Raw genomic sequence first — 26,197 nt, 5'->3', positions numbered from 1 at the left:
GTCGTTGCATCATTCGACCAGCACCAACCGCAGTGCGAATGAGAAACCTGCCGAGACCGGTCCGGCCGGAATTGGCAGAAGCTGGAGTCGACATTTGATTACCTCCCTTACCCATCACCGCGCTTGCGGCCAAACCACTATCGTTAATTTGGATCCAAGCTTTAGCTTACTCCTCTGTCGCTGAATTCCATGACCGTTGATCACTTGGACAAACTGGATTATCGCCGGTGGTGCTCATTGGATAGGGAACATTGCCTCCACTGAAAAGCGCCATTGACGCAATATCGGTTCGCTTGGTAAACCACTTGTGCAATCGCTGGTTTTTCCGGCATCCCAGGTAGCCATAACCTTTGAGGCTACGTCACGCATGTGATGGTTACCCCGAAATGCGATTCGCGTTCGGCAGCTCGCATGGTCACCGTTCCCCGGTGATGAACGCTCTTTAATCCCCCAGGTTCACTGAACCTGCGTCTTCGTTGCACCCTACTCACATCCATTCCAGTGCTGGGAACTCTCCCACACGGGTGGCGTTCCTCCGCACCCTCTGGAGGATCTCATCATGCTGCGTTTCACAGGCACTGAACTTCACGCCGTGTTAGCCGAGGCCGGTATCAATGGTTGCAGACTGATACTGGTCAAGGACCACGGTGTTTACCTCATGTCCGAGATCGGCGAAAGCAAACCGGACGGTGGCGGCCGCAAACGCGTGGCCTATGCCACTGGCTGCAACCCCAACGTCGACGACTTCGACACCTGGTGGAATCGGGCCCACGAAGAATTCGGCGGCGATGATTTTGCCGAGTACTTCGACATCGATGATCCTGTCCTCGCCAGCCTTCGCGGCACTGCAGGATCGTTGGTGGTAGAGGCCACCTCCACCCACCTGTACCTCGCCGCCGAGGTTGATCCCGCAGGCAAATCTTGAACGCAGAGGCGAGTTCCACGCGGACCCAGGGCGGCACCTTAACCGGGCCTCTCTGGGCGCCCTTCGCATCATTCTTCAGTCGGTTGAAGATCACCGTTTGTCAGGAACACAAGGTCGGATGTCTTCGCTGGAACACCCTGGATAGAGAGCTCCATTGGAGGCACGGCCGGAAATTGACCTCACGTCCAAACGCGGTTTAATACATGGACACCCTGCTCAATGTCTTGTTCGGATTGAGCCAATCCATGCACAAACCTCACATGAGGTGGCGCGGGATCAGTTACGCGGAGGTCCCAATGTCCAGGATGAAGCACTTTTCCGATGCGGTGGTACTGAGCCCAGGCGTTTGGCAGCAGTTCATTGAACCTGCCACAGGGGAGGAACCGATTGGACAGTCAGGCCTGCGCCTGGCAGACCTGCTCAACAGCGTGCTGACTTCAGCACCGCGTGCTTCACACTGCCCCATCGAGCTGCAACTCGACCGCTTGCAGCACAACGGCACTTCAGTATCTGCTCACCTGCCGCAGTTTCAGCTGGCTCGCATCACGCCACACAGGGGCCCGGCTTTTCTGCTCATCCGGCTACCCGGTGAGATCGTAGTAGATATCGCAGCCCTCTAACCCTGTAGCACCGCTACTGCCTGACTACCCCACCGGGAACCCTTCCCGGCTGGGCAGCGTTCCCCCTACACGCCAGGAGAACGCCATGTCAGATGTCTATCTGGATGTCACCAACAAGATCGTCAGCGCCTTGAGCCAAGGCGTGATTCCCTGGATCAAACCCTGGACCACCACCGGTTCCAGTGCTGACTCCCCTTTTCCCATCAACGCCATCACCCGGCGGCCCTACGCCGGGATCAACATTCCACTGCTGTGGGCCGAGGCGCGCCTGCGAGGTTTCACCCAGGATCGCTGGCTGACCTTCAACCAGGCACGCAAAGCTGGTGGCCATGTACGCAAGGGGGAGCAATCCACCCTCGCGGTGCTGTACAAACCGATGAGCAAGGAGGCGCACGACGAGGACGGTCAGGTCGTTCGCGATGACCAGGGCAATATCAAGATGGTGCAATTCGCCCTCTTGCGCACGCACTGCCTGTTCAACATCGAGCAGACCGAAGGTCTGCCTGACGAGGAGCCAGGCCTCACTGAACACACCGAGCCGCTCGCATTTATCGACCATGCCCCAGCCGAGCAGTTGCTGCTAGCCAGTGGCGCACAGATCGAACATTGCTACGGCGACAGCGCATTCTATCAACCCCTGCGTGATCGCATCCAGCTGCCAACCAAGGCCCAGTTCGAAGACGTCGGCAGCTACTATGCGACGGCCCTGCATGAGCTGACTCACTGGTCGGGTCATCGATCGCGCCTGAACCGCGATGGCATCACCGGCGGGCACGCGTTTGGCTCCGCAGCCTATGCCTTCGAGGAACTGGTTGCAGAGATGGGGGCAGCGTTTCTCTGCGCGCTGACCGCCACCCAGGGAGAGTTACGCCACGAGGAGTACCTGGCCTCCTGGCTGAAGATCCTCAAGGAAGACAAGCGTGCGATCTTCCGCGCCAGTGGCCAGGCCCGTGAGGCCTCGGAGTTCCTGCTGGCACTGCAGGCCGAGCGCACCACAGAAGCGCCGGAGCGACTCACGGCGTAATTTCCATCAACTAGCAAAAAGGCCCCGATTTGGGGCCTTTGTTTTTCGGCAGCGCCGTGTATCGGCCGTTGCAAATGCGCAGTCGATTACTGCAGCCAGCTCTCGACGGTATCCGAGCCGTGTTCCTGCTTCCACTGCTTGAGGATCTTGTGATTGCCACCCTTGGTTTCCACGACCTCGCCGCTGTGCGGGTTCTTGTAGCGCTTGACCTCGCGTGGCTTGCGCTGAGCGCCACTCGACGCGCTTGCGGCGCTCACGCTTACGCCTTTGGACGGATCCAGAATGGTGATCACCTGACGCAGGCTCATGCCGTATTCTTCCAGCAAAGCCTTCAGCTTCTGTTCAAACTCAATTTCCTGCTTCAGGCCAGAATCGTTTTTCATCGCATCCAGCTGTTGAAGTTGCGCGGCCAGTTGCGCTTCCAGTGCTTTAAATTCGGCAAGTTTGGACATGAGAAATCTTTCCTAGGTATGAGACACGTGAAGGCATACTAACTGAGACACACTCAATATCCGAGTACTAATTCCCAATCTAAGAGTCACTTCAAGCTTATCAATTGCAAAACTCTGTGACAGATCAGTCAGCCAAGTTCTGGCAGAGATGCGCCACCACTTCGCGAGGCGCCGCGCTGTTGCCAACCTTGAACAAGATGTCGCGCTGGCTGCGCGGCAACTTTTTCGCACAGCGCTTGGCAGCAGACCGAATGGCAGCATCAGTGCCATGAATCCGGTCCGCCAGCAGCACGATCAATACAGCATCACTCAGCGTCATCAGCGCCACAGCTCAGAAAAATGATGCTGGGCAGTCTACCCCCACTCTAAAGTGGTCGGCCACGCCGATCGGCCGGCTAACCCGACGCGCCAGACTTCGGATTATCGCACTCGCGAAAAAGGCCAAGGCGGTAAAGGGTAATGGTGTCAATGGAAGGGGGCGCAAGGGTAAGAGGCTTATCCGAAAAGGCAAAAGGACCTTTTGAACGCAAGACAGGTACTGCGATGAAACGCTGGTGGTTCAAACCGCAAAAAGGCCTTCCCGAAGAGTCCACCCCCGCCGCCGTGGGCTTTCATCAACCACTGTCGGCGGAATCACTGCTCGCTGCCAGCCATCGAAAAAAGCTGCTTGCTCGCATCTGGCAGTACACGGCCCTCTCCCCGCCACAGTTCGAACAACTCTACCTCGAACCGATTCGTCGCTACGCCACCTATGTACAGCAACTACCGGCCAGTGAGAGCCATCACCATGCCTACCCAGGTGGCATGCTCGACCACGGCTTGGAGCTGGTGGCATGCAGCCTGAAGTTGCGCCAGTCCTACCTGCTCCCCGGTGGTGCCGCTCCGGAAGACCAGGCTGCGCAGGCTGATGCCTGGAGCGCCGCCATTGCCTATGGCGCCCTGCTCCATGACGTGGGTAAAATCGCCGTCGATCTCCAGGTGGAGTACCAGAATGGTGACCGCTGGCACCCCTGGCACGGCCCTTTGAATCAGCCCTACCGCTTCCGCTACGTCCCCGACCGGGATTACCAACTGCACGGTGCCGCCGCTGGGCTGCTGTATACGCAGATCTTGACGCCCACGCTGCTTGACTGGCTCAGCAGCTACCCAGAATTGTGGAGACAATTGCTGTCCTTGCTGGCCGACCACTACGAGCAGGCCGGCACACTCGGGGAGTTGGTGCTGCAAGCAGACCGGGTATCCACGGCACAGAACATTGGGGCCAACCCCACCAAAGCACTGCAGGCACCTAAACATTCGCTGCAGCATCACCTGCTCATGGGGCTACGCCACCTGGTCAAAAACGAGTTCAAGCTCAACCAGCCCGGTGCTGCCGGCTGGCTCACTGTTGACCACCTGTGGTTGGTCAGCAAAACCGCGACCGACAGGCTGCGTGCCTACCTGTTGGCCCAATCGGTGGACGGTATTCCCTCCTCCAACATCGCCATGTTCGATGAACTGCAATCACATGGATTGGTGGATGAGACAGATAAAGGGAAAGCGGTGTGGAGCGCCGCCGTCACAGACGGGGACTGGCAGCATCGCTTTACCTTTCTCCGCCTGAAACCGAGCCTGATTTGGGCCGATGAACCTCGGCCAGACTGCTTCAACGGAACGATTGAGTCGATGATGGGCGATTCCCTGCCACCTCATGAAGCCCGCGAGTCAGCCCCAGATCGGCCGCACGTAGCCCCGAAACCAAAACAGCACGACCCCGAGCTTTTGAATCAGGATTTCGACTACCTCGACGATTTGATGGAAATGTTGCAAGTGCCAGGCGAGCTCGAAACTGGATCAAGCACGGGAAGCCTGCAATCAACCGCTGCGCCACCTCAGAATTCCGTGGGCCTTGCCTTTCTCGAGTGGCTGCGCGACGGAATCCACACACATCGCTTACTGGTCAACGACAGCAAAGCAAAGGTCCACACCGTGGATGGCACTTTTTTCCTGGTCACTCCGGGCATTTTCCAGCGTTACGCAGCCGAGCATCTAGAGCAGCCTGACGGCGCGGCTCAGAAAGAACCTTGGCGACGTATTCAACGCGAATTTGAAAAGCTGGATGCTCATCTGAGAAAGCCCAATAGCCAGAACATTTGGACTTGCACTGTACGAGGCCCGCGGAAAACCACATCCCTTAATGGCTACATCCTGCAAAATGTCAATCTCGTTGGTCTGACGCCACCTCCAGACAACCCCTTCCTAAAGTTACAGTTTTGAAGATTGAGAGCGTGGCTAGGGCAAACCTACTCTATGACGAGGAAATCCTAAAGGTCACCACGCTTCATCGGCTTGGATCCGCTAAGGCTACTCCCTCAAGCTCTCGGTTTGACCGGGGTTATTTGGCACCGCCGCATTGCCCTGAACTGTCATTTTAACTCCGGTGCGGGGGTTCCCCTCCAAATGAATCATGTTCAACAGGTGCCGGTCGGTGATGCTCGAAAACTTCTGAGCCATGTGCCGGGCCAGCGAATCACTGGCAGTGGTCAAGATCAAGTTCATATCCGGCATCGAGGTGGCCACCAGCCGGAAAATGTCCAGCATTGCCACGCGATTCAGGTCATCCAAATGCGCGATTGGCTCATCGAGGAAGAAGCTTCCCCCGGTATTCCGAGCCCTGGCTAGGTATAGCGACAATGCCAGATCCTGGCGCTGGCCTTGGCTAAGCTTCCCTTCTGCGTCCAATGCAGGCTCATGGCCCTCGGCGAAGACTGTCCATTTCAATGCGTCTTCGCCTTCTGAAACGCCCAGCCCCTTGTAGACCTCGTTGGCATGCATCCTGGAAAACAGCTCAGCTGCAGGACTCAACAGGGGCTTCAGGCTAGAGGCAGTGAAGTCCTTTACATGCAAGGCATACTGCTCAATCGCCAGGTCTGCATCAGCAATATAGCCTGTGCCGATTCTGAGCTTGCTGGTCAATTGAACCAGTTCCTGCTCCAGCTTTTTCAACTTCGCCGAGTCGGCATCAACGCTCACCACAGCTTTGCATTGATCAAGCATGCTGGTGTATGTCGTTGCATCAATTCCTCGCTGACCCAGCTGCTGACGCATGATGTCGTAGGACTCTACTGACACGGGTTGATCACCAAAAAGCTCACGCCAATGGGAATCGAAGCTGCTGGAGATCTCTACCGCCGCAGCGATGTTCGCGTTGAGACCAGCGATCTCGCCTGCCTTGGACTGAACGGCCTGTAAAAGTCCTTGTACAGCCAGAACGAGGCGAGCTCTCGCCGGCTCGTATTGGTCGAATTGATCCTGAAAATGTTTCTTGTAGCTTCCCAAGCTTGCGACGGCGCTCGATACCCGTGTTGCCGCACCGCTCGCCGGAGTAATGGCGAAAAACTTCTCTACTTCGGAAAGCTTTTCAAAAATTCCGCTGATTTGAATTGCAGAGGTTACCCTGCGATTCATATTAGCAAGGCCGTCCATGTTCATTCCGGAGAAGTCTTGAACATTCATCGTTTCGAAGTACGTACTCCTGATTGCAAACGACTGCAGCTCTTGATACACGGAATTAGATCGAGCCAAATAAGTTTCATACGCCGATTTCTGCGACGTAGCTAACTCCAGGGCTTTAATGGCGTCCTGCTCATCTTTACGAGCCAACGTCAGTGCACTTGAGGCAGCTTCAAGAGCCGGTGCAAGCACTTCCATATTCGAGGATATTTCTTCCCGAAGCCTAGCAGTGGTGGGCCAATTATAATTACAGAGCGGACAGTGAGGGTCATCATGAGCATGAGCGAACTCACTGCCCATAACCTTTAACTTACCCAAAACGTTAGTATATGCGTCAAAGTCTGCTTCTGCTCGAATGCGTATATTCTTTGCCGCATCAGCCAGGCGTGCCTTTTCGTCGAAGTCGATAGCAGGCGCTACAGGATTCGCCTTCAGGTCACTTTTCTGACGCTCAAGCTCCATAATTTTTTGGAAGTTAGCGGACAGAAGAGCAATTGCCTTTTTCCACTCCGTTTGCCGATCAGAACTCCATCCCAGCTCTACAAAACCCGCCGCCTCAAGTTCCGCTTGGCTTCGGTCAATCTGCTCAAAATACCCTCCCACACCCTGAGCGCTAGTAGCTGTTTGCCACCCATGGAAGGTTAGCAGGCTGTCATCAGCCCATTTTAATGACCGCTGAGCGTCAGACACTTTCTGTTGGGCGTCGGACAATTCTGATGCTCGAACACTGTGATCTTCGCTCGCCTTTTTCTGCTCCTGCGTCAGGGCATCAACTGACTGACGAAGAGTTTCAATTTGCTGCAAAGAACCGTGGTACGGCGTCCACTGCTGATACACGGTGTTCAGCACTGCCATTTCTCGCTGTTGCTTCTGGCTGAACGAGTTAACACGCAGCTGAGCTGCCTCTAGCCGCTCAGGAATGGTTCCCTCGACTGCTGGTGGAAACGCCGTAAAAATAGCTTCAAGGTTGTCTAGCGCGGCCTCCTTGGCCGGAGAACTAAGGGCCAAGGAGGCTTTGAGCGTTTCAATTTCAGCCTTCACGCCCGAAACTTTGTCCGCTAGCCCTTTCGTATTGGGAAGTGCCTTCCTGTAATCGCGCAGATCTCGCAAGGTACTGGTGAGATGACCAAAACCAAGTATGTCAGCGAAGATTTGCTGACGCTCGTCGGCCTTATTATTATCAATCAACAATGCTAGCGAGTTCGAGTAAAGCCACCGACTATTGCGCAACCATCCACGCTTGGCCTTTCGCAATGCGATGGTACTTTTCCCCGAAACCGACGTAGGCGTGAGCATCCCCAGAAGAAACTCATCGTTAATTTTTTTCTTTTTCTCGCCGTCGGGGGTTATCCACAGGGAGGTATTGGTTCGGGTAAGTACGTGAAGCTTTCCGTCAATCAAACAGTTTGCCGAGACTGTAGTAGCACCCTTACCCCATTGACATTCCAGTGCTGCCCCGTTCAGATCATCGACCTTACCGGTAACCAACCACTCCAAGGCATAACAAATGGTGCTTTTACCTGTGCCGTTGGCCGCATGGATGACGGTTAAAGGTGCATCCAACGGCACCACCAACTCATCCGGAATGCCCCGAAAATTCTGGATGGTAACGGCAAGGAATTTGATGGGCAGGTTATTCATTGAGATTCCATTCTTTACCATGAATTTGGGCAAGCTCTTGACTGTCCACCTCCGCCAGTAACTCTACAAGCTGAAGATAGTCGGTATTCTCGGAAGAAAAGACTACCGCACCCCCTTGATCTTCAATACGCTCCAGGCCTAACGGAGTGATTCGCTCATAGCGTTCCCAACCTTCATCACCCCGGGTAACAACATGCTTTCTGACAAATCTGATATCTCTCTCGATATCAAGGATGAACGCCTTGAACTGATCATTCACCTCGGTAGCGGCGATCACCAGGTAGCCGTCAATAACGAGACCTGAGCGCTCGCGCTGGACAATCGCGGCATCCAAGAACGTCTCTGCAATCTTGGCCTGGCGCATCGCATCGACACCGGTCTCAGTGGTGATGTTGACCAATAAAATAGAGGCGAAGGACGACTCCCAATACCCGAGTTCATTCCCTATCGCACCATCCTGCCAGTTCTGATTACTGCCCGATAAGTACTGCTGAGTGGAGGCTCTGGAGAAGCCGGCATCCTCAGCTCGACGCCCTATGATTTCAGTCAATTCATTGAGCATCTAACTTCCCCTTCCGAACAAAAATATCTTGCATGAACTGATTGGGTGAAGGAGCTGACGGGTCGTCATACACCGATTCAATGTCGCCCAAACTGAACATATAAACGTTTCTTGCAATCGCGGGTTCAGTGATTGATCCCTTGGGGGCAGGCGGACTGGTGTAATCGTAACGCCCATCGCTGGGCTTTTTGTCCGCGACGTTCCCCCTACCCTGCGCGAAGACGATGAGGCTCGGATGCACAATCGGCTGTCGAGCCCAGTCGAACAGGTCACCTTCCATTTGTCTGACGGGATAGTTCCTGTTTGCCCAAGCCATAAGGTTGACCTCGCCATGCACAGGGTCGTCATGCCGGATATGTCCCTGCAGGTCGGGCGAGCAGACCCATTGGCTGGCGGGTGGTACATTGAGATAGCTCAGTGCCTGGACGGTTCTCATAACGCTTTCACCAGATGCGCAGAGCGCCTCCAGTGGAAAATCCTCCCCCGCTTTGACACCAAACCAAGTTCTGTAGGTGAAACCCGAGTAGTCAGGCAGGCCTGCGCCTTGCACCAACGTATCGAGCAGATCCAGCTCTGCTTTCACTGCAGGCAGGTAGCCTGGGTATGGGGGATACCGATTGAAGAGCTCATGAAATTCAAGCGACATCGGATGCATATCGTCTGTAACTATCCCCGCAACCAAGCGATGCGCCTTTACTGCAGCCAGGGTCACATCTGCATTCCAGTCGAGAGTGAATGTAAGAGCACCACTGGTGCTCCGACGCATAACACGTCCAGAGGGGTTAACGGTTGCAGGGGTTGGTCGGGTCGCGAACTCGACGTCGATCGCTGGAAAGATGCCAGTGGCACTGTACAGCTCTGTAGGACACGCTTCGACACGGTTACTGTTGGCAATCGCCGTGGCAATTGTCGAGTGTATGCGCTGGCCATAGTGATCTGAGGCCGAGGTCAATACTTTTTCGAGGCTGGTGACGCTAATGGATGCGAGGACAAGATTAGGCCGCTTCGAACTGTCCTCATTTTGGCTAGCCATTATCCGACGCAACTGAGACCTGGCATTGGATATCGGGTTCGTAAAATCGTTACCCAAGGTCGGCCAGACGACAACGTCGTCAAATGCTAGACGGAGCGACACTTTACCGTGCCCGTACTCAGCCAGGCCTGTCTCGTTTTCCACGAGCACATAGCAGTTGAAAATACCCTGTGTAGGATCTTTGACCCAACACCAACCGGCCCTGTAGTTCTGGAGCGGAGCCGGATCCCACTCTGGATCAATCCAAATCATGTCATCTGAATTTTTCCAGGCAGCAAGCTGAGCCCCAGTCACGCCACCGCAACCTACGAATACCACCGCTTGGCTATCGTATGTTTCGACAAGCTGGTGAAGTTCTGCCCAGTCGCCCGGATCTGCCGCCTCGGCTCCGCCGGTAAAAATCACGGGAAGCGAGCCAAAGTTATTGAACAGCGTGCCTGCCTTGGGCAAGAGCATGGTTCGCATGAAAGGCAGAAGCTCTACGCCTTGCAACAGCCCCAGATTGAAACGCTGATTGCGACCCAGCTTTAACTTGATGTATTCAGTCCGGATTCCGGAAATGAGCTCCTCGTCCTCCTGACTCACCATCAGATTCCGTGATTGGAGGAACGCTTTCAGCTCACCAACGACCTGTGCCGAATCGGACTCAAGCTTGAAATAGGTCGACTTGATGCGAGGATAGGCGCCTACCAACCGTGAAAGGTCATCTTTCTTGTGCAGGGTGGTTTGCAGGTTGTCGATCCTGGCCCAGACCAAATCACACAGCTGCTCCTGTGTCAGATCTTTCAGGTCAGGATGCTTTCTAAGGGTGGCGGATCCTTTGCGAGCGGCTAGCGCCTTCTCTTCGAATTCTGCTCTAAGGTCTACGAAACGTTGCCTGCCGCTCCCTTGCAGGAATTCGAAAAGCTTACCAGCTGCCCGATCAGATACTGCAACGTAATAGCGAAATGGCTCACCTGGAGCGGAGGCGATGCCAGGCTTAATGGTCGCATAAAGGAAGAATTTGCAAATTTCCTGAATGACCATGGGAAGAGAGACGATGCCGTTGTAGCGCTTGCACTGAATGACGCCAACCGGACGGCCATCCTCGAGCAGGATGACATCGCGCCCCTGATCGGCCCCGTCATTTAGGCGGCGGGCAGTGTCATACCAGTCCTCTGAACCATCGTCTGCTCGTGCAGCGTAGAGGTCTGCCAGGAGAAGCTCAAAATGGGCGTCCCCCATTCGCTCGAAAGGCAGCTGGCCGCAGTCAAACGCGAAGAGTTCAGGGGTACTTGGGTTTTCTTCCCGCAGCTTGCGGTCCTCTTCATCGCTATGAAATTGCACATCAATAGTCGTCAAACTCTTGCTCCTAGGAATGACTCGACCACACGGAAGCAGATGCCGGAGAGACGTAGCGATGCTTTCGCAAGCAACTCATTAGCGAATGGTAAGCCCGTTTCCTATAGGGCTAGGGCTGGCTAATCGCTTCTCCACGAAATCCTGCGGCGCAGGTATGCTTAAAGCGTGACCTCCTGCGATAGCGCAACCGGGCACATCTCACTGATAGCAAAAAAACATCATTTTAAAGGGACCACCTGTTCGCTGCCAACCACTAAAGTCCATGCGATCTGCGGAAAGCCACTAAGCACCACGCCTTCGCCAGCGTTATGTGCAAGAGGATGGCAAGTACGTATGGCGCCGCCTACAACATCCCTGGCTAGCTAATGATCAACCAAGCGCGATTTTCGGGCGGGCGTTCAACGGCTGCCAAGTAGGCAGCGTGACTTCAAGTAGGCCTATGCCGACTCGGCTCATAGGAAGATTGTGCCGCCCCCCGCTGTATGAGTTCAGCAGGACAACTGCACAGTAGACCTATGGGGGCCCATTAAGAGCAGAAGCAAATGGACCTCAGATAGCAACAGCACTACGCGTGAATTGGAATACTGCTCCCAACCTACGGATCTCATGAGCCCAGTAGCCTGAAACGTGCGGCTAAATCCACTGGATAAAGAAGACCGAGGACTAAATTTTCGCAAAAAACCAGCGCCCCTTATGTGGTCGGTTTTGCGATTTTTTGAAAGGACTGCATGATCGCACCCCCCCCCCTCCTGCACCTGATTCCAAAGCTTAGCCCTTGATGTTCGCCGGCTCATTTCCCCGGGAAGGGAAATGCACGGCGCAGCAGGTTCTTAACCGTTGGGCAGAAAATTCCGAGGAAGCCCAATGAAAGCCAGCGCCCAAAGTATGGGCTAGGGTATGGGCTAAAACCGATCAGACACAAAAAAGCCCTGAATAATCAGGGCTTTAATGAGGAATAATGGCGGAAGCGTAGGGATTCGAACTATCAAGTCGCTCCCCCGCTGTCGGCTAGAGGCCATTCTGCATGAGTAGGTGCGAGTGCCTAATTTTCTGCCGACTCAGAATCTTCGAAAAAGGGGCAACTGAAATTCGGTGGGGCAAAAAGTGGGGCAAAATTGCTAACCACAAAAAACGAACAGCCATAAAAAAATCCAGTCACCGCTAAGTGACTGGATTTTCTGGAGTATTTTGGTCGGGACGGAGTGATTCGAACATTCGACCCCTTGCACCCCATGCAAGGGGCGGTCCCTGAGAATAGAGTTCGACGCATTTTTCGATCAGCTGGTACAACGAGTCCGAAGGCTGCACACCAAAGCGCTGTCGAGCTGCACGGCCGACAGTCCAGCCAGCTTCAGCTTGTGCAAAGCAGGCATCAGGCTTTCCCGGGCGACCAATTTAATAGATAGAGCGGCCCGCGAAGGACGGACGCAGCTAAATCTCACGAGGCCCTTGGCGCACTGCCCAGGCAACCAATCATCCAGGCAACCTCCTAGTGAGTCGGGTCTGACGTACACTAAAAGCCGCCGACGACCATCCTGATCCGTGTCAGAAATCGCCATTCTCGATCGCGTATCCAGCTGGGGTATCGAGGGTATTTTTGGGGGTACATTTCTTCTTTTTCCACCCGCAAAACCCGCGCTAGAGCCCTATCCAAATGTTCTTTGGCGACTCTGAGAGTCTTTAGTGGCTTCGCGCATGCTTGTTAGGGAATCTCCGAACAAGCCTTCAGTTATGCGAGAATCCCCGCAACACCTGATCCGAGCCGCCCATGAGCCAGATGAGCTTTTCCGACTTTGAGTACGCCGGCAAGCGCAAGCAAACCCGCCGAGAGCGCTTCCTCGCCGAAATGGATCAGGTGGTGCCCTGGGCAGGCCTGCTGGAGCTGATCGAACCGTTCTACCCCAAGGCCGGCGGCGGTAGAAAACCCTATCCTCTGGAAACCATGCTGCGCATCCATCTGTTGCAGAACTGGTTCTCCCTGAGCGACCCGGCCATGGAGGAAGCGCTCTACGAAATCACGCCCATGCGCCAGTTCGCACGCCTGACGCTGAGCGCGCCAATCCCCGAAGACACCACGATCATGAACTTCCGGCACTTGCTGGAGAAGCATCAGCTCGCACCGGCAATCCTTGCGGTCATCAATGGTTATCTGCAGGAAAAAGGCCTGTCGCTGCGCCAAGGCACCATCGTCGATGCCACCATTATTCATGCCCCCAGCTCGACCAAAAATAAAGAAGGCAAGCGTGATCCCGAGATGCACCAGACCAAGAAAGGCGGTCAGTATTTCTTCGGGATGAAGGCGCACATCGGTGCCGATGTCGAGTCCGGCCTGGTGCATCACGTCCATGGCACCGCTGCCAATGTGGCCGATGTCACGCAGGTGGCTGAACTGCTGCATGGCGAAGAAAACGCCGTGTATGCAGATGCCGGTTACACCGGTGTCGAAAGGCGCGAAGAGCATGAAAATCGGGGGGTGATCTGGCAGATTGCAGCGCGTCGCAGCACCTATTCCAAGCTGAACCAGCGCAGCGTACTGTACAAAGCCAAGCGCAAGATCGAGTTCTGCAAGGCTCAGACACGGGCCAAGGTCGAGCATCCGTTTCGCGTGATCAAGCGGCAGTTTGGTTACGTGAAAATACGTTTTCGTGGGCTGATGAAAAACACGGCTCAGTTGACCACGCTGTTCGCCCTGGCAAACCTGTGGAGGGTTCGAAAACAGCTCATGGGTATGGGTGAGGTTCGCGTTTAACACGGAGAACCGGTCGAAAAAGCTCTCCGTACATGATTTTTCGGTCACTTTTCGTCCAATGACGCTGTAGGTGCCTGGAAAATTGCAACTTGCCGCGGCTGCACGACAAGTTGATCGGAGCATCCCTAGCGGATCATTTTTGCGTTTTTCCAGCCTCAAATTGCCATTTACTTCCAGCTAATTGTTACATTTGGGGCATATTTGAGGGCATGCTTTTGGTGGTTTGAAAAGGATGCCCCCAACCGAAGATGCCCAGCGCTTTCGGGGATCCCGATAGCTTGTGACTGCGGGAAGACAGTCGCGAACTCAGGCTGACATCGTTGGCAACTTCGTGCTCCACCTAGCTTCCCGCCGCAGCACTGCTCCCCACTGCAATTTGAAGTACCTTTCGATGGTCCCGTGCTAGCACTTAGGAGATAGCAGGTCGCCCATCAGGGTCCGCTATTGACCCTAAGATATCTTTCGTGGAAAAGCAGCCAATCTCAGAGCTGACGTTCAACACTGATAGCTGTTGCAATCACCCGATCGTTCTTCCCCGAGTGTGTTGGGCCCGCCCCTTGAGTAAGGCATTTTGTTGCCCATTCATCTGCTCGAGCGCACCGCGATGAATTAGGTAGTTTCCAAAGAGTACGGCCCGGAAAAACTGGACTCTATCGGAGAGGTCCCTATGTCTATTGACTCGAGTTTTCAAGATCAACCGCAAGGCTCAGATCCATCGATGCCTGGTCCTGATGTGAATAATCCTACCCTGAACCCCGATGACCCTAAGAAGTACGATCCGCTAAGGAAGCCAAGCCTGGATCGTCCAGAGGATTGGGAGGACCAAGAACGGTTGCCTCCGGAAGCGGATGAACAGACGCCACTTTCTGATGACCGCCGTTGAGCTGAAAAGCCCGGCTTCGGCCGGGCTGCAACACCACCCTTCTAATCCAGGCACTACTGATGCCTCGCATGTTTACGGTGGTAGGTTGCATGCTGCTGGCCATGGAGCGAATCGGCACCGACCTGCAAGCACCCTTCGGGCGTAGCCAATACAGCATTCGTACCGATGACCTCTGCCGAAATATCGACTCTCTCAAAGCGGGTTATGCCGCCTGGACGCATAAAGCCGTGGATCGCTGAACGGAAACTGCAACCCACGGTTTCCAGCGATGTTTTAAGCAATCCGTTGTTTAGGCTGGTGACGCTCGGTTGCGAGGCACCTCGCACGGCAAACGCCCCAGGCCAAGGCACGCGTCATCGATTCTCCGGGGCGCGTGTCGAAGGCTTCTTCGTGCAGTGCCATACCGGTGCCGGCATACACGCCTATGAACATCTGCGTGTCACCTGTGCGAGAAAGGCGCACTTGGATATCCATCATGGTGCCGTCATCCAGGGTCTCATCGTGCGTCCTGTGATGTAGCGCCGGGTCTGCCCATTTCCAGAAAATATCACCGCGTATCCGCATGCCGCCCTCCTACGACTTTAGTCTTATATATGGGTCTCTGCACCTTAGCGCAGCGAAGCAGAAGAGACAGCCCCGCCGAGCGGATTATGGACACTTACTGTGACGGGATGTGACGTGGGAGGTCTTCCAAATGCGTCAACGGAATTCAGGATGTCCCAGGATTCTAAAGGCCCTTTGAAGATTGCTTCTCAGCGCTGATCTGCACCAGCGGCCCATGGTCATGAATGCACAATGAGATTGAAGGCGAGCCCGATCCAGCACGACTTGCCGTCCGCGCTTCCTCATCACAACTCTCCAATCGGCGCCCGGATCTGCGATAGCTACCCTGTCGCTCGGAAGCTGGAACTCCAGCACTCCCACTTGACTGTGCACTGAGATGTGCCGAGAGCGAAGTGCTTCAAAGGCACAACGCAGTAAATGTCGTATAACATTGCGATCATTCGCTGAGCCTGCATCATTTTCGATGGCCAGGCAGGCCGCAGCGAGCACCTCAGCCACCAACTGCTCGGCTTGATCCTTGTTTTGATTTGGCATCTCGTCCTCGACCTGACCGACAAAAAATACCTTGCGTGGCTGGAATCAGCGTAGCGAGGGTCCCACGCCCGCAATCAGCGGGGAGGTTGGCTTCCCGGAATTTCCAGGCATGCTACGCCCCTGATTCAGGGTCGCTCGCCGGAACTCCAGGGGAACGCTGGCTTTCCTTGTCATTGCCAAGACCCGGGTTGGTACCCGGATCATCAGGTATGGGAGCCCCTTCCTTTAGTTGACTATCCCGGCGCACATCCCGCCGACTACTCGCACCGCTAGGGTTTGGGTGTTCACTGGATACTGAGTTCTTTGCATCCACATCATCCATCTCTTCTTCTACGGGTGACTCATCCTCAGGCGGCAATGGGACCTCAACCTCTTTGGTCCCGTGACGCTGCGATGTTTCATCACCGTGTTTATCGCAGATGACCTGCTGCGATACCTCACCGGGAGCATTGTCATCAATGACCATGTCCTTTCTCCGTTCAGAGGCAGATGGTATCTGCACCTAAACTTGAGAAGCGGGCGATGCTTGAGAGTGCCTGCAGCTAGACGAGTGGCGTAGCAGCCTGTCGAAGCCGGACCTTCGGTTGAACGCCTTTCCTCAGAAAAGGGCGTCGGTTCATCCACTTCGACAGGTAAGCGCTCTTGATCCTCCCAATGCCCTCGATCGCGATCGGCCAGACCGTGACAGCCGGCCTTTTTGCATCAAAACCTTCCGTCGCTCTGCGGGCACCCTTCGGTAAACAGCAGGCCGAACACAGGGTGAACAACCAGAGAGGGAGTTTCACCATGAAAGCAGAGAAACCGTGCGCGTTGCTGCTCGCAATGTGCTTGGGTTGCGCGGCGCCACTTGCCCTGGCCGCCACAGACCTGAACGATCAGCGCGCCCCGGGCACGCAACCTCACAGCAATGGGTCCATGAACGGCCAAGGCGATGCGACAGGCTCTGGAACACCAGCCGATGGAATGGGTACGGGTAATGGCGGTACCCATGACAATGGAACGGACAACACGGGAGGTGATGGCACCGATACTGACTCGGGCTCCGGCGATAATGGGGGGGATGGTAGCGGTGCAGGTCCGGCGAATGGTAGTGGTGGCTCAACCGGTAGTGGATCAGGTTCAGGATCGGGCAGCTAGGTGGAATGGCCAAATGGCGGAGGATCTCCCGTCCATGGCCCAGCGCTTCAGTTTCGCCATTGTTCAAGAAACACACTCAGGAGTGAATGCCATGCCACGCGGTGACAAGGACACATATACGGACAAGCAGAAACGCAAGGCCGAGCACATCGAGCAATCGTACGAGGACAAGGGCGTGGGCAAGGACGAAGCCGAAGCGCGCGCCTGGGCCACCGTGAACAAACAATCCGGTGGCGGTGAAAAGCCGGGGGGATCGGGCAGCAGAACGCCATCGCGCGAGAAGAAGACCGCACGCACTGATTCAGCCAAACGCGCCGCTGAGTCTCGCAAGGGGCATTCACGCACTTCGCACACGTCGCTGGAATCGCAAAGCAAGGAAAGCCTTATGAAGGAGGCGCGCAGCAAAGACATCAAGGGGCGCTCGAGCATGAACAAAGCTCAGTTGGTCGAAGCCCTGCAAAAACAGGGGTGATCGGAGAAGGTCGGCGCAGCGTAAGGCTCACTAACTCACACTCAACGCCATTGCGTCATCAACATGCCCCGAATACCGCAGACCGGGTCTTGTTCAGGGCATGGCACCTGGGCGATGCGCGCGAGATTGCGCGGGTGCGCTGCTCTGTCGGGCCGCTGAATGTCGTAGTCTTCCTGCCCATGAGGATAGGCGCCGACCACCAGGAAGTTATCGCTGCACTCGATGCAGCGATGGCCCGTGCCCGCTGGCAGCACCAGCACATCACCCCGCTCCACGCTCACGCTCTGCCCGTATTCACCGCCAAGCGTCAATCGCGCCCGCCCACAGGCAATGCCGAGCGCCTCGTGAGCGTTAGGGTGAAAGTGGTGATAGTCGAAGATCCCTGAGCGCCAGAGCGGGGTCCATTGGTGAGCCGCAAACATCGCTTCGAATGCGCTGGCATTGTCCCCCGACAGATCAAGCTTCAACCGGTAGAGCAGTACGGGAAAACGGCTGTTCGGCGTCGCGCCATCGTCTTCGAAATACAAGGCCCGCACGCTGGCATCTTGTGTATTCATGCGCGTCATGATGCGCTCCCTGAGGGGTTATCGGTTCAACTTCGAACCCGTCGGCTGTTGTCAGGTTCCAGCCGGCAGACGGGTGCACAGACTGTTGAAACTTTCCTGACACGTGCCAAGTCCAGAACCCTATCGATAACAGAACGGGAGCAGGCAATGACCGGCACGGTAGGCGACTTTCTGGTGGAGCGTTTGTATCAATGGGGCGTACGGCGCATTTTCGGTTACCCCGGCGACGGCATCAATGGCGTGTTCGGCGCGCTGAGCCGGGCCAACGGCAAGATTGAATTCATCCAGGCCCGCCATGAGGAAATGGCCGCCTTCATGGCCAGCGCCCATGCCAAGTTCACCGGCGAGCTCGGTGTTTGCATCGCGACCTCCGGCCCGGGCGCTTCGCACTTGCTGACCGGGCTGTACGATGCACGCATGGACCATCAGCCAGTGCTGGCCATCGTCGGTCAACAGGCCCGTGCAGCACTGGGCGGCCACTACCAGCAGGAGTTGGACCTGCTGTCGATGTTCAAGGATGTCGCCGGCGCGTTCGTCCAGCAGGCCTCTACGCCGGAGCAGGTGCGCCACCTGCTCGATCGTGCGGTGCGTACGGCCGTGGGCGAACGCCGGGTCACCGCTGTTATTCTGCCCAACGACTTGCAGGACCTGCCCTACAACGCCCCCCCGAGGGCTCACGGTACGGTGCATTCAGGCATCGGCTACAGCAAGCCGAGGGTGTTGCCGTTCGACGAAGACCTGCAGCGCGCCGCCGCTGTACTCAACGCCGGGCGCAAAGTGGCGATACTGGTGGGTGCCGGCGCCCTGCAGGCGACTGAGCAGGTAATGGCGGTCGCCGAACAACTCGGCGCTGGCGTGGCCAAAGCGTTGCTGGGCAAGGCTGTGCTACCGGATGATCTGCCGTGGGTCACCGGGTCGATCGGCCTGCTCGGCACCGAACCCAGTTATCAGCTGATGACCGAATGCGACACCTTGCTGATGATCGGCTCCGGCTTCCCCTATTCCGAGTTTCTGCCCAAGGAAGGCCAGGCACGGGGCGTGCAGATCGACCTGCAACCCGACATGCTCAGCCTGCGCTACCCGATGGAGGTCAACCTGGTCGGCGATGCCAGCGAAACATTGCGCGCACTGTTGCCGTTGCTTGAGCACAAGACCGACCGGCGCTGGCGCGACAAGGTAGAGACCTGGCGTGCGCAGTGGGACAAGACCGTGGCCAAGCGCGCGCTGGTCAAGGCCGACCCGATCAACCCGCAACGCGTGGTCCATGAGCTGTCCCCTCGCCTGCCCGACCACGCCATCATCACCAGCGACTCTGGCTCCTGTGCCAACTGGTTTGCCCGCGACCTGCAAATTCGCCAGGGTATGCAGTGTTCGCTGTCCGGTGGCCTGGCTTGCATGGGCGCAGCTGTGCCCTATGCGATTGCAGCCAAATTCGCCCATCCGCAACGGGCTGTGGTTGCCTTGGTGGGCGATGGGGCGATGCAGATGAACAACCTCGCCGAACTGATCACCGTGGCCAAATACTGGCAGCAGTGGGACAACCCACAATGGATCTGTGCCGTGTTCAACAATGAGGACCTTAACCAGGTAACGTGGGAGCAACGGGTGATGGAGGGTGACCCCAAGTTCGAAGCTTCGCAGTCGATCCCTGACGTGCCCTACCACCTGTTCGCCATTTCCATTGGCCTGCAAGGTATCTACGTAGATCGCGAAGAGGACGTTGCCGCTGCGTGGGAGCGCGCGCTGGCTGCTGATCGGCCAGTACTGATCGAGTTCAAGACCGACCCGAACGTGCCGCCTCTGCCACCCCACATCAAGCTGGAGCAGGCGAAGAAGTTTGCCAGTACCTTGCTAAAGGGCGACCCCGACCAAGCGGGCATCATCGTGCAGACAGCCAAGCAGGTGCTCAGCTCGGTGCTGCCTGGCAAGAAGTGATCGGCACCTCGGCGAGCCGGCTGAACGTTTGATCAGCCGGCCCGGTCGCACAACAGAGACGCAGCAGACTGCGCGAACCCTGACCGTGAGGACCTACCATGAGCGCGATCGCTTCCAACGGGGCTGCAGAGCACCCCATCTGTCTGACCCTCAATGGTCAGCCCCGCACACTGCAGGTGCATCCTTGGGTGACTTTGCTCGACCTGCTGCGTGAGCAATTGGACCTGGTCGGTACCAAGAACGGTTGCGACCATGGCCAGTGTGGCGCCTGCACGGTGCTGCGCGATGGTAAGCGCGTCAATGCCTGCCTGACCTTGGCCATCATGTGCGACGGGGCCGACTTGGTGACCATCGAAGGGCTGGCCAGCGGCGACGTTTTGCATCCCATGCAGCGCGCCTTCATAACCCACGATGCGTTCCAGTGCGGCTACTGCACCCCGGGGCAGATCTGCTCTGCGGTCGGGCTTGCTCACGAGGGACGTGCAGACACCCGGGAGGCTATTCGCGAGCAGATGAGCGGTAATCTTTGCCGCTGCGGTGCCTACGGCAACATCGTCGCAGCGGTGGAAGAAGCCTTACCGTTGATGACGGACGGGGCCCAGCCACAACGAGGGAAGAATCCATGACGCCCTTCAGCTACCACAAGCCCGCCTCAGTCAGCGAAGCGGTGAACCTAGCTGACGCCTGCTCGCACTTCATCGCCGGGGGCACCAACCTGGTCGACCTGATGAAGGAAAATGTGGTGCGCCCCCAGCGCCTGATCGACATCTCCGGCCTGGGGCTGAACGGTATTCACTCCACCCGGAACGGCGGCGTACTGATCGGTGCACGGGTGAGCAATGCCGACCTGGCCTGGCACCCGATGATCGAGCAGCATTATCCACTGCTGTCAGACGCGATCCTGGCGGGGGCATCGCCGCAGTTGAGGAATATGGCCAGTACCGGTGGCAACTTGCTGCAACGTACCCGCTGCTACTACTTCTACGACACAGGCACCCCGTGCAACAAGCGTGAACCGGGCAGCGGATGCCCTGCGCGTACAGGCATGAACCGCATCCATGCCATTCTCGGTGGCAGCGATGCCTGTGTCGCGACCCATCCCTCGGACATGTGCGTGGCATTGGCAGCGCTCGAAGCGGTGGTGCATCTAGAAGGGCCGTCGGGTAAACGGCAGATACCATTTGCGGATTTCCATCGCCTGCCCGGGGACACCCCCGAGCGCGACAATCAACTGGCAGTCGCTGAGCTGGTAACTGGCATCGAGCTGCCGCCCCCGGTGTTCGAACACCATTACCGATATCTGAAAATACGCGACCGCGCCTCCTATGCGTTCGCACTGGTGTCGGTCGCTGCCGCCTTGAACTTCGATGGCGAGGTGATCCAACAAGCGCGCTTGGCGCTGGGCGGCGTTGCCCACAAACCCTGGCGGGACCCGGTTGTGGAGCGCATGCTGGCCGGCCAGGTGCCTTGCGAAGCGCTCTTCACCCGCGCCGCGCAAACATTGCTGCAAGGTGCACAACCTCTGAGCCATAACGGTTTCAAGGTAACGCTCGCCCAGCGCGCAATCGTGCGTGCATTGGATGACGCGGCGCGCGGCGCCGCTGACAGAGGGCCGCGACCATGACCAACAGCACACCGGTAGTCGGCACACCCCTGGACCGCGTGGACGGTGTGGCGAAAGTCACCGGGCAGGCGCGCTATGCGGGCGAATACCCCCAGACGGGCCTGCTGCACGGCAGCGTCGTGTCCAGTACCATCGCCCGCGGTCGGGTTCTCGACATCGACAGCACGCAGGCCATGCGCGTGCCCGGGGTAATCGCCGTGCTCGACCATGGCCATCGTCCGCCTATCTCCAGTTATGACGACGACTACAGCGATGCCGACTCTGCCGAGGGCTCGCCGTTTCGGCCCTTGTTCAATGATCGAGTGCTCTACAGCGGGCAACCGTTGGCGCTGGTGATCGCCGAAACCCTGGAACTGGCCCGCTATGCAGGCTCGCTGATCAAAATCGACTATGCCGAGGAGGTTCACCAGACAGACCTGGGCGCATCCCAAAAATCGCATGCCGCCCCCGCCGAAACACCGGCGCCGCGTGGCGACTTCGCCGGGCAGTTTGCCGGGGCGCCTCTGCAGGTGGATGCCACCTACCTGACGGCCAACGAGCACCACAACCCGATGGAACCTCATGCGTCGACGGTGCACTACAAGGCCGACGGAACCCTGGAAATCCACGACAAGACCCAAGGCACGCAGAACTGCCAGGACTACCTGCACAAGGTGTTCGGCCTGCCCAAGGCAAACATTCGTGTGCACGCGGCGTTCGTCGGCGGTGCCTTCGGCTCGGCCTTGCGCCCGCAGTACCAGTTGCCGCTGGCAGTGATGGCGGCGTTGCACCTGAAGCGCTCGGTCCGCGTCACCCTGACCCGCCAGCAGATGTTCACCTTTGGCTACCGGCCCCGCACCGAGCAACGCTTGCGCCTGGGCGCAGACGCAGATGGGCGCTTGCTAGCGATCGCTCACGATGCGCTTGGCCAGACCTCCCGCTTCGAGGACTTCACCGAGCACCTGGTGGAATGGAGCGGCATGCTTTACCAGTGCGATAACGTTGCGCTCAGTTATCGCCTGGCCTCGCTCGATGTGTACACCCCGCTGGATATGCGGGCGCCTGGGGCCGCGTCCGGGATGATTGCACTGGAATGCGCCATGGATGAGCTCGCCTGTGCAGCGCAGGTCGACCCGGTAGACCTGCGCCTGCGCAACTTCGCCGCCCACAACGCCAACGAGGGCAAGCCCTACTCCAGCAAGGAGTTACTGGCGTGCTATCAGCAAGGTGCCGAACGCTTTGGCTGGCATGGCCGTAATCCGCAACCGCGCAGCATGCGCAGTGGCCACCGGTTAATCGGCTGGGGGATGGCTGGCGGCGTCTGGGAAGCCATGCAGATGAAGGCCAGCGCCAAAGCGCGCATCGATGGCCGGGGCCACCTTACCGTCAGCAGTGCCACCACCGATATCGGGACCGGCACCTATACCGTCATGACTCAGATCGCCGCCGACGCAGCTGGCGTCAAGGTGCAGGATGTCACCTTCATGCTGGGTGACTCCTCACTGCCCACCGCCCCGCTTCAGGGCGGATCGTTCACGGTGTCGTCGGTGGGCTCGGCCGTGCGCCAAGCCTGCCATGTCCTGCGCACCCAGGTGCTGGAACATGCGCGCACCCTGTACCCCCAGTTGGCCAACACACCCCGGCAGCAGATCGTTTTCACCGATGGCTACCTGCACGCAGGCAGCCATCGCTGGGCCTTGGCGGACATCGTGGCGAGCGCCCCCGACGGTAAGTTCGAAGTGCAGATCGACGCCGAGCCCGGCGCCAGGCGCCAACCGTTCTCCACCGCCACCCATTCGGCGGTATTCGTAGAAGTCCACGTCGACGAGGACCTTGGCACGATCAATGTAACCCGGGTGCTCAGCGCTGTGGCGGCAGGACGTGTGATCAACCCGAAAACCGCACGCAGTCAGATTCTGGGAGGCGTGGTCTGGGGGGTTGGCATGGCCCTGCACGAAGCGGCGTTGACCGACCACCGGCTGGGCCGCATCGTCAATCACAACCTTGCGGAGTACCACATCCCGGTCAATGCAGATTGTGGGGATATCGAGGTGATCTTCGTTGACGAGCACGATGACATTGTCAACGAACTGGGGTCCAAGGGTGTGGGTGAAATCGGCGTCGTCGGGGTGGCCGCGGCGGTGGCCAACGCGGTCTACCATGCCACGGGCAAGCGTGTAAGGGAGTTTCCGATCACGCTCGACAAAGTGCTCTGATCGGGCGGGGACCAATTCCCCACCCGCTTTGCGCTAACGACGACGCGCTCGGACCTTGCCGGCGAACACCCGGAAGCCCCAGGTGTTATAAGCCAGCGTCAGCGGCACCACGGCTGCAAAGCCGATCAGCATGAACAGCTGGGTGGCTCTTGAGGCGCTGGCCTCGACAAGGGTCAGTGCCGGCGGAACTGCCAAGGGGAAGAGCGCGATCAGCATGAGCGTGAACGCGAAGCAGATGACGCCCAGGGCAAACGACAACGGCAACCAATCCCGCGTCCTGCCCCAGGCCAGGGAGAATCCCGCGAGTAGCACTGCCAAGGCCGCCCCGGCCGTCAGCACAACCCAGCCCTGGCTCAGCCGCTGCCAGTAGAGTGCATCCAGCGCCATGGTCAGGAGCAGCACAGCGACCAGCATCAGTACGGCAACCCCGCATAACAGCCGAGCCTGGTGCTTTGCGCGCACTTGCAGTGTTCCATCAGTTCGCCAGTACAGCCAGCAAGCGCCCAGCCACAGATAGCCGACAACCAGCGCCAACGCGCAAAACAAAGGAAAAGGCGCCAGCCATTCTTTGCCGTCGCCACTGTATTGGCCCTGATAGTGTGGGACACCCTGAATCAACGTGCCCAACACCAGCCCCTGGCACAGCGTGGCAAGCAGCGAGCCACCCAGCGTTGCGGCATCCGACCAGCGTTTGTGGGTCAAGTGCTCACGAAACTCAAGGCCTGCCGCACGCAGGATCAAGCCCATGAACATCAACAGCAACGGCACATAAAGCGCTGGCAGCAACACCGCGTAGGCTGTCGGGAATAGCGCCAGCAGCCCTCCACCGCCCAATACCAGCCAAGTCTCATTGGCATCCCAGATCGGCAGAATCGTCAGCACCAGCACCTCGCGCTCTTCGGCGCGACGATGAGCAGCCATGAGCATGCCCACACCCAGATCGGTACCATCGAGCAACACATAGACAAGGACCGAGAACGCCAGCGCTGCGGCGCTCAACAGGGTCAGCAGGTCGACACCCAGGATGCTCATGATTGTTCCCCGACTCGCGGCTCAGGGCCCGCCTCGTCCAGCGCGGGCGCCCGGCGCAGCACATGCAACAACAACCACAACCCGATACCGAAGGTGATCACGTAGAACGCCAGGATCGCCACCGTGGCAGCCAAAACGGTCGAGGTGGCCACCGGCGACACGCTGTCGGCCGTGCGCAACAGGCCATAAACGGTAAACGGTTGACGGCCGACTTCGGTCACTACCCAGCCACTGAGCATGGCGACAAATCCCGCAGGCGCCAACCCTACACTGACGCGTTGCAGCCACCGTGCACTCGTTAGCCGCCCGCGCCAGCGCACCACCAAGCCAGCAATGCCCTGCATGACCATCAGCAACCCCAAGCCAACCATGATGCGAAAGGCAAAGAACACTACCGGGACCGGTGGCAGGTCTTCGCGTGCAAATTCATCGAGCGCCGCGATGGTGCCAACCAGGTCGTGAGTCAGGTACAGCGACCCCGCCCGCGGGATCGACACTTCAAGGCGGTTTTGTTGCAACGCCATGTCAGGCACGGCGAAGAGCCTCATCGGCTCACCGGCACCTTTCGCCGGACGGTGCCAAGAGCCCTCGATGGCCGCGACCTTGATCGGTTGCGTCTCGAGCGTGTGCTGTCCATGCAGGTCGCCAATCGCCACCTGCAAGGGCGCCAGCACTGCAATGGCCCACAGCGCCATCGAATACTGCTGCCGTGCGCGCAGGTTTGAAGGCGCGCGCAGCAGTTGCCAACCGCCCGCTCCCGCAACCATTGTGGCGGTACCCAGCAACGCGGCCACCAGCATATGCGCCAGACGGTAAGGAAATGACGGATTGAAAATGATCGCCCACCAGTCTTCGGCGACGAAGCGCCCGTGGGCATCGATCGAGTAGCCTGCGGGGGTCTGCATCCATGAGTTGGCACTGAGGATCCAGAAAGCGCTGACCAATGCCCCGACAGCCACTGCGCAGGTGGCCATGAAGTGCAGCCTCGGCCCGACCTTGTTGAGGCCGAACAGCATGACCCCAAGGAATCCCGCTTCCAGGAAAAACGCTACCAGTACTTCATAGAACATCAAGGGCCCGATCACCTCCCCGGCCGCCAAGGACAACCCCGACCAGTTGAGCCCGAACTGATACTCCATCACCAGCCCCGATGCGGTACCGACAGCCACCGTCAGCGCAAACACCTTCAGCCAGAAACCGTAGATGGCCATCAGCTGCTGATCACGACGGTACAACCATAGCGCTTCAAGCACCATCAGCCACTGGGCCAGCCCAATGCTGAACGCCGCCAGGACGATATGAAAGCTGATGGTGATGGCGAACTGAAGCCGCGCAGCCAGAAGCGCCGTCGTCGCATCGCCGAAGTCAACCAAGCTGACCTTCCGTCTGCACTTTACTGTGCGCGTCAGGGTGCAA

At 57.8% G+C, this 26,197-nt stretch carries 20 protein-coding genes and 1 pseudogene; 11 read left to right on the top strand and 10 right to left on the bottom strand.

Annotated features, from left to right (window positions below; genetic code table 11):
* Nucleotides 1–559 precede the first annotated feature (559 nt).
* From GEV38_RS12870 to GEV38_RS12860, 3 genes are all read left to right on the top strand, one after another.
* The gene (locus GEV38_RS12870; protein ID WP_012052674.1) at nt 560–925 is read left to right on the top strand and encodes a DUF3085 domain-containing protein; all 366 of its coding nucleotides are present in this window, start codon (nt 560–562) and stop codon (nt 923–925) included.
* A gap of 203 nt (nt 926–1,128) precedes the next feature.
* Complete coding sequence (locus GEV38_RS12865) at nt 1,129–1,545, top strand: hypothetical protein (RefSeq protein WP_012052675.1); 417 nt, start codon at nt 1,129–1,131, stop codon at nt 1,543–1,545.
* Between the two features lie 85 nt (nt 1,546–1,630).
* Complete coding sequence (locus tag GEV38_RS12860; protein ID WP_012052676.1) at nt 1,631–2,569, top strand: ArdC family protein; 939 nt, start codon at nt 1,631–1,633, stop codon at nt 2,567–2,569.
* 86 nt (nt 2,570–2,655) lie between these two features.
* On the opposite strand, the gene GEV38_RS12855 is transcribed toward GEV38_RS12860, so the two are convergent.
* Entirely contained in the window at nt 2,656–3,021 is a 366-nt protein-coding gene (locus tag GEV38_RS12855; RefSeq protein ID WP_004575622.1) for a histone-like nucleoid-structuring protein, MvaT/MvaU family, read from the bottom strand.
* A 124-nt stretch (nt 3,022–3,145) separates the two neighbouring features.
* Nucleotides 3,146–3,340 carry a hypothetical protein gene (locus GEV38_RS12850; RefSeq protein ID WP_024086914.1) on the bottom strand — a complete coding sequence of 65 codons (195 nt, stop codon included), beginning with the start codon at nt 3,338–3,340 and terminating at the stop codon, nt 3,146–3,148.
* Between the two features lie 224 nt (nt 3,341–3,564).
* On the opposite strand from GEV38_RS12850, the gene mobH reads away from it, so the two are divergent.
* Nucleotides 3,565–5,277 carry a MobH family relaxase gene (mobH, locus tag GEV38_RS12845; RefSeq protein WP_014861265.1) on the top strand — a complete coding sequence of 571 codons (1,713 nt, stop codon included), beginning with the start codon at nt 3,565–3,567 and terminating at the stop codon, nt 5,275–5,277.
* An 87-nt stretch (nt 5,278–5,364) separates the two neighbouring features.
* On the opposite strand, the gene GEV38_RS12840 is transcribed toward mobH, so the two are convergent.
* The 3 genes from GEV38_RS12840 to GEV38_RS12830 are packed head-to-tail and all read right to left on the bottom strand — an operon-like array spanning nt 5,365 to nt 11,090.
* Nucleotides 5,365–8,154: an AAA family ATPase gene (locus tag GEV38_RS12840; RefSeq protein WP_012052679.1), complete on the bottom strand. Its 2,790-nt coding sequence runs from the start codon at nt 8,152–8,154 to the stop codon at nt 5,365–5,367.
* Nucleotides 8,147–8,716 (bottom strand): hypothetical protein, encoded by a 570-nt coding sequence (locus tag GEV38_RS12835; protein WP_012052680.1) that lies wholly within the window; start codon nt 8,714–8,716, stop codon nt 8,147–8,149. Before GEV38_RS12835 ends, GEV38_RS12840 begins: the two co-directional genes overlap by 8 nt.
* Nucleotides 8,706–11,090 (bottom strand): ABC-three component system protein, encoded by a 2,385-nt coding sequence (locus tag GEV38_RS12830; RefSeq protein WP_014861263.1) that lies wholly within the window; start codon nt 11,088–11,090, stop codon nt 8,706–8,708. Before GEV38_RS12830 ends, GEV38_RS12835 begins: the two co-directional genes overlap by 11 nt.
* A 1,768-nt stretch (nt 11,091–12,858) precedes the next feature.
* Between GEV38_RS12830 and GEV38_RS12825 the strand changes: the two genes are divergently transcribed.
* The gene (locus GEV38_RS12825; protein WP_003117291.1) at nt 12,859–13,839 is read left to right on the top strand and encodes an IS5-like element ISPa41 family transposase; all 981 of its coding nucleotides are present in this window, start codon (nt 12,859–12,861) and stop codon (nt 13,837–13,839) included.
* Between the two features lie 945 nt (nt 13,840–14,784).
* Nucleotides 14,785–14,910 (top strand): annotated as a pseudogene (locus GEV38_RS12820) (effector protein); the annotation flags it as partial.
* Between the two features lie 85 nt (nt 14,911–14,995).
* Here GEV38_RS12820 and GEV38_RS12815 read toward each other — a convergent pair.
* Together GEV38_RS12815 and GEV38_RS12810 are read right to left on the bottom strand one after the other, a co-directional pair.
* Complete coding sequence (locus GEV38_RS12815) at nt 14,996–15,286, bottom strand: hypothetical protein (RefSeq protein WP_024086912.1); 291 nt, start codon at nt 15,284–15,286, stop codon at nt 14,996–14,998.
* 646 nt (nt 15,287–15,932) lie between these two features.
* Nucleotides 15,933–16,286, bottom strand: coding sequence for a hypothetical protein (locus GEV38_RS12810; RefSeq protein WP_080676042.1), 354 nt, complete (start codon nt 16,284–16,286; stop codon nt 15,933–15,935).
* Between the two features lie 762 nt (nt 16,287–17,048).
* On the opposite strand from GEV38_RS12810, the gene GEV38_RS12805 reads away from it, so the two are divergent.
* Nucleotides 17,049–17,429 carry a hypothetical protein gene (locus GEV38_RS12805; RefSeq protein ID WP_024086911.1) on the top strand — a complete coding sequence of 127 codons (381 nt, stop codon included), beginning with the start codon at nt 17,049–17,051 and terminating at the stop codon, nt 17,427–17,429.
* A gap of 41 nt (nt 17,430–17,470) precedes the next feature.
* Here the strand turns inward: GEV38_RS12805 and GEV38_RS12800 are convergent, their stop codons facing one another.
* The gene (locus GEV38_RS12800) at nt 17,471–17,995 is read right to left on the bottom strand and encodes a cupin domain-containing protein (protein WP_014859173.1); all 525 of its coding nucleotides are present in this window, start codon (nt 17,993–17,995) and stop codon (nt 17,471–17,473) included.
* 147 nt (nt 17,996–18,142) lie between these two features.
* On the opposite strand from GEV38_RS12800, the gene GEV38_RS12795 reads away from it, so the two are divergent.
* The 4 genes from GEV38_RS12795 (at nt 18,143) to GEV38_RS12780 (ending at nt 23,749) form a co-directional block, all read left to right on the top strand.
* Entirely contained in the window at nt 18,143–19,930 is a 1,788-nt protein-coding gene (locus GEV38_RS12795; protein WP_014859174.1) for a thiamine pyrophosphate-requiring protein, read from the top strand.
* 98 nt (nt 19,931–20,028) lie between these two features.
* Nucleotides 20,029–20,556, top strand: coding sequence for a (2Fe-2S)-binding protein (locus GEV38_RS12790; RefSeq protein WP_024086910.1), 528 nt, complete (start codon nt 20,029–20,031; stop codon nt 20,554–20,556).
* On the top strand, nt 20,553–21,554 hold the full coding sequence (locus tag GEV38_RS12785; RefSeq protein ID WP_014859176.1) for a xanthine dehydrogenase family protein subunit M: 1,002 nt from the start codon (nt 20,553–20,555) through the stop codon (nt 21,552–21,554). The genes GEV38_RS12790 and GEV38_RS12785 overlap by 4 nt, the downstream gene beginning before the upstream one ends.
* Nucleotides 21,551–23,749: a xanthine dehydrogenase family protein molybdopterin-binding subunit gene (locus GEV38_RS12780; RefSeq protein WP_024086909.1), complete on the top strand. Its 2,199-nt coding sequence runs from the start codon at nt 21,551–21,553 to the stop codon at nt 23,747–23,749. Before GEV38_RS12785 ends, GEV38_RS12780 begins: the two co-directional genes overlap by 4 nt.
* A gap of 33 nt (nt 23,750–23,782) precedes the next feature.
* On the opposite strand, the gene cydB is transcribed toward GEV38_RS12780, so the two are convergent.
* Nucleotides 23,783–24,781, bottom strand: a complete 999-nt coding sequence (cydB, locus tag GEV38_RS12775; protein WP_014859179.1) for a cytochrome d ubiquinol oxidase subunit II — start codon at nt 24,779–24,781, stop codon at nt 23,783–23,785.
* The gene (locus GEV38_RS12770) at nt 24,778–26,154 is read right to left on the bottom strand and encodes a cytochrome ubiquinol oxidase subunit I (RefSeq protein WP_014859180.1); all 1,377 of its coding nucleotides are present in this window, start codon (nt 26,152–26,154) and stop codon (nt 24,778–24,780) included. Before GEV38_RS12770 ends, cydB begins: the two co-directional genes overlap by 4 nt.
* Nucleotides 26,155–26,197: the final 43 nt, after the last annotated feature.

Origin of the sequence: Pseudomonas sp. 13159349 (genome assembly GCF_013305685.1) — a bacterium.
In the GTDB taxonomy this organism is placed as follows: Bacteria; Pseudomonadota; Gammaproteobacteria; order Pseudomonadales; family Pseudomonadaceae; genus Aquipseudomonas; species Aquipseudomonas asiatica.
Note: the sequence above shows the minus strand (reverse complement) of the source record. Positions and strands in the feature narration are given on the sequence as shown.

Bases quoted from the DNA above. Each gene is read 5' to 3' on its own strand.
- GEV38_RS12855 (WP_004575622.1), bottom strand. From the start codon at position 3,021: ATGTCCAAACTTGCCGAATTTAAAGCACTGGAAGCGCAACTGGCCGCG.
- GEV38_RS12860 (WP_012052676.1), top strand. From the start codon at position 1,631: ATGTCAGATGTCTATCTGGATGTCACCAACAAGATCGTCAGCGCCTTG.
- GEV38_RS12850 (WP_024086914.1), bottom strand. From the start codon at position 3,340: ATGACGCTGAGTGATGCTGTATTGATCGTGCTGCTGGCGGACCGGATT.
- GEV38_RS12825 (WP_003117291.1), top strand. From the start codon at position 12,859: ATGAGCCAGATGAGCTTTTCCGACTTTGAGTACGCCGGCAAGCGCAAG.
- GEV38_RS12800 (WP_014859173.1), bottom strand. From the start codon at position 17,995: ATGACGCGCATGAATACACAAGATGCCAGCGTGCGGGCCTTGTATTTC.
- GEV38_RS12865 (WP_012052675.1), top strand. From the start codon at position 1,129: ATGGACACCCTGCTCAATGTCTTGTTCGGATTGAGCCAATCCATGCAC.
- cydB (WP_014859179.1), bottom strand. From the start codon at position 24,781: ATGAGCATCCTGGGTGTCGACCTGCTGACCCTGTTGAGCGCCGCAGCG.
- GEV38_RS12810 (WP_080676042.1), bottom strand. From the start codon at position 16,286: ATGGTCATTGATGACAATGCTCCCGGTGAGGTATCGCAGCAGGTCATC.
- GEV38_RS12840 (WP_012052679.1), bottom strand. From the start codon at position 8,154: ATGAATAACCTGCCCATCAAATTCCTTGCCGTTACCATCCAGAATTTT.
- GEV38_RS12790 (WP_024086910.1), top strand. From the start codon at position 20,029: ATGAGCGCGATCGCTTCCAACGGGGCTGCAGAGCACCCCATCTGTCTG.
- GEV38_RS12835 (WP_012052680.1), bottom strand. From the start codon at position 8,716: ATGCTCAATGAATTGACTGAAATCATAGGGCGTCGAGCTGAGGATGCC.
- GEV38_RS12780 (WP_024086909.1), top strand. From the start codon at position 21,551: ATGACCAACAGCACACCGGTAGTCGGCACACCCCTGGACCGCGTGGAC.
- GEV38_RS12870 (WP_012052674.1), top strand. From the start codon at position 560: ATGCTGCGTTTCACAGGCACTGAACTTCACGCCGTGTTAGCCGAGGCC.
- GEV38_RS12805 (WP_024086911.1), top strand. From the start codon at position 17,049: ATGCCACGCGGTGACAAGGACACATATACGGACAAGCAGAAACGCAAG.
- GEV38_RS12785 (WP_014859176.1), top strand. From the start codon at position 20,553: ATGACGCCCTTCAGCTACCACAAGCCCGCCTCAGTCAGCGAAGCGGTG.
- mobH (WP_014861265.1), top strand. From the start codon at position 3,565: ATGAAACGCTGGTGGTTCAAACCGCAAAAAGGCCTTCCCGAAGAGTCC.
- GEV38_RS12815 (WP_024086912.1), bottom strand. From the start codon at position 15,286: ATGCGGATACGCGGTGATATTTTCTGGAAATGGGCAGACCCGGCGCTA.
- GEV38_RS12795 (WP_014859174.1), top strand. From the start codon at position 18,143: ATGACCGGCACGGTAGGCGACTTTCTGGTGGAGCGTTTGTATCAATGG.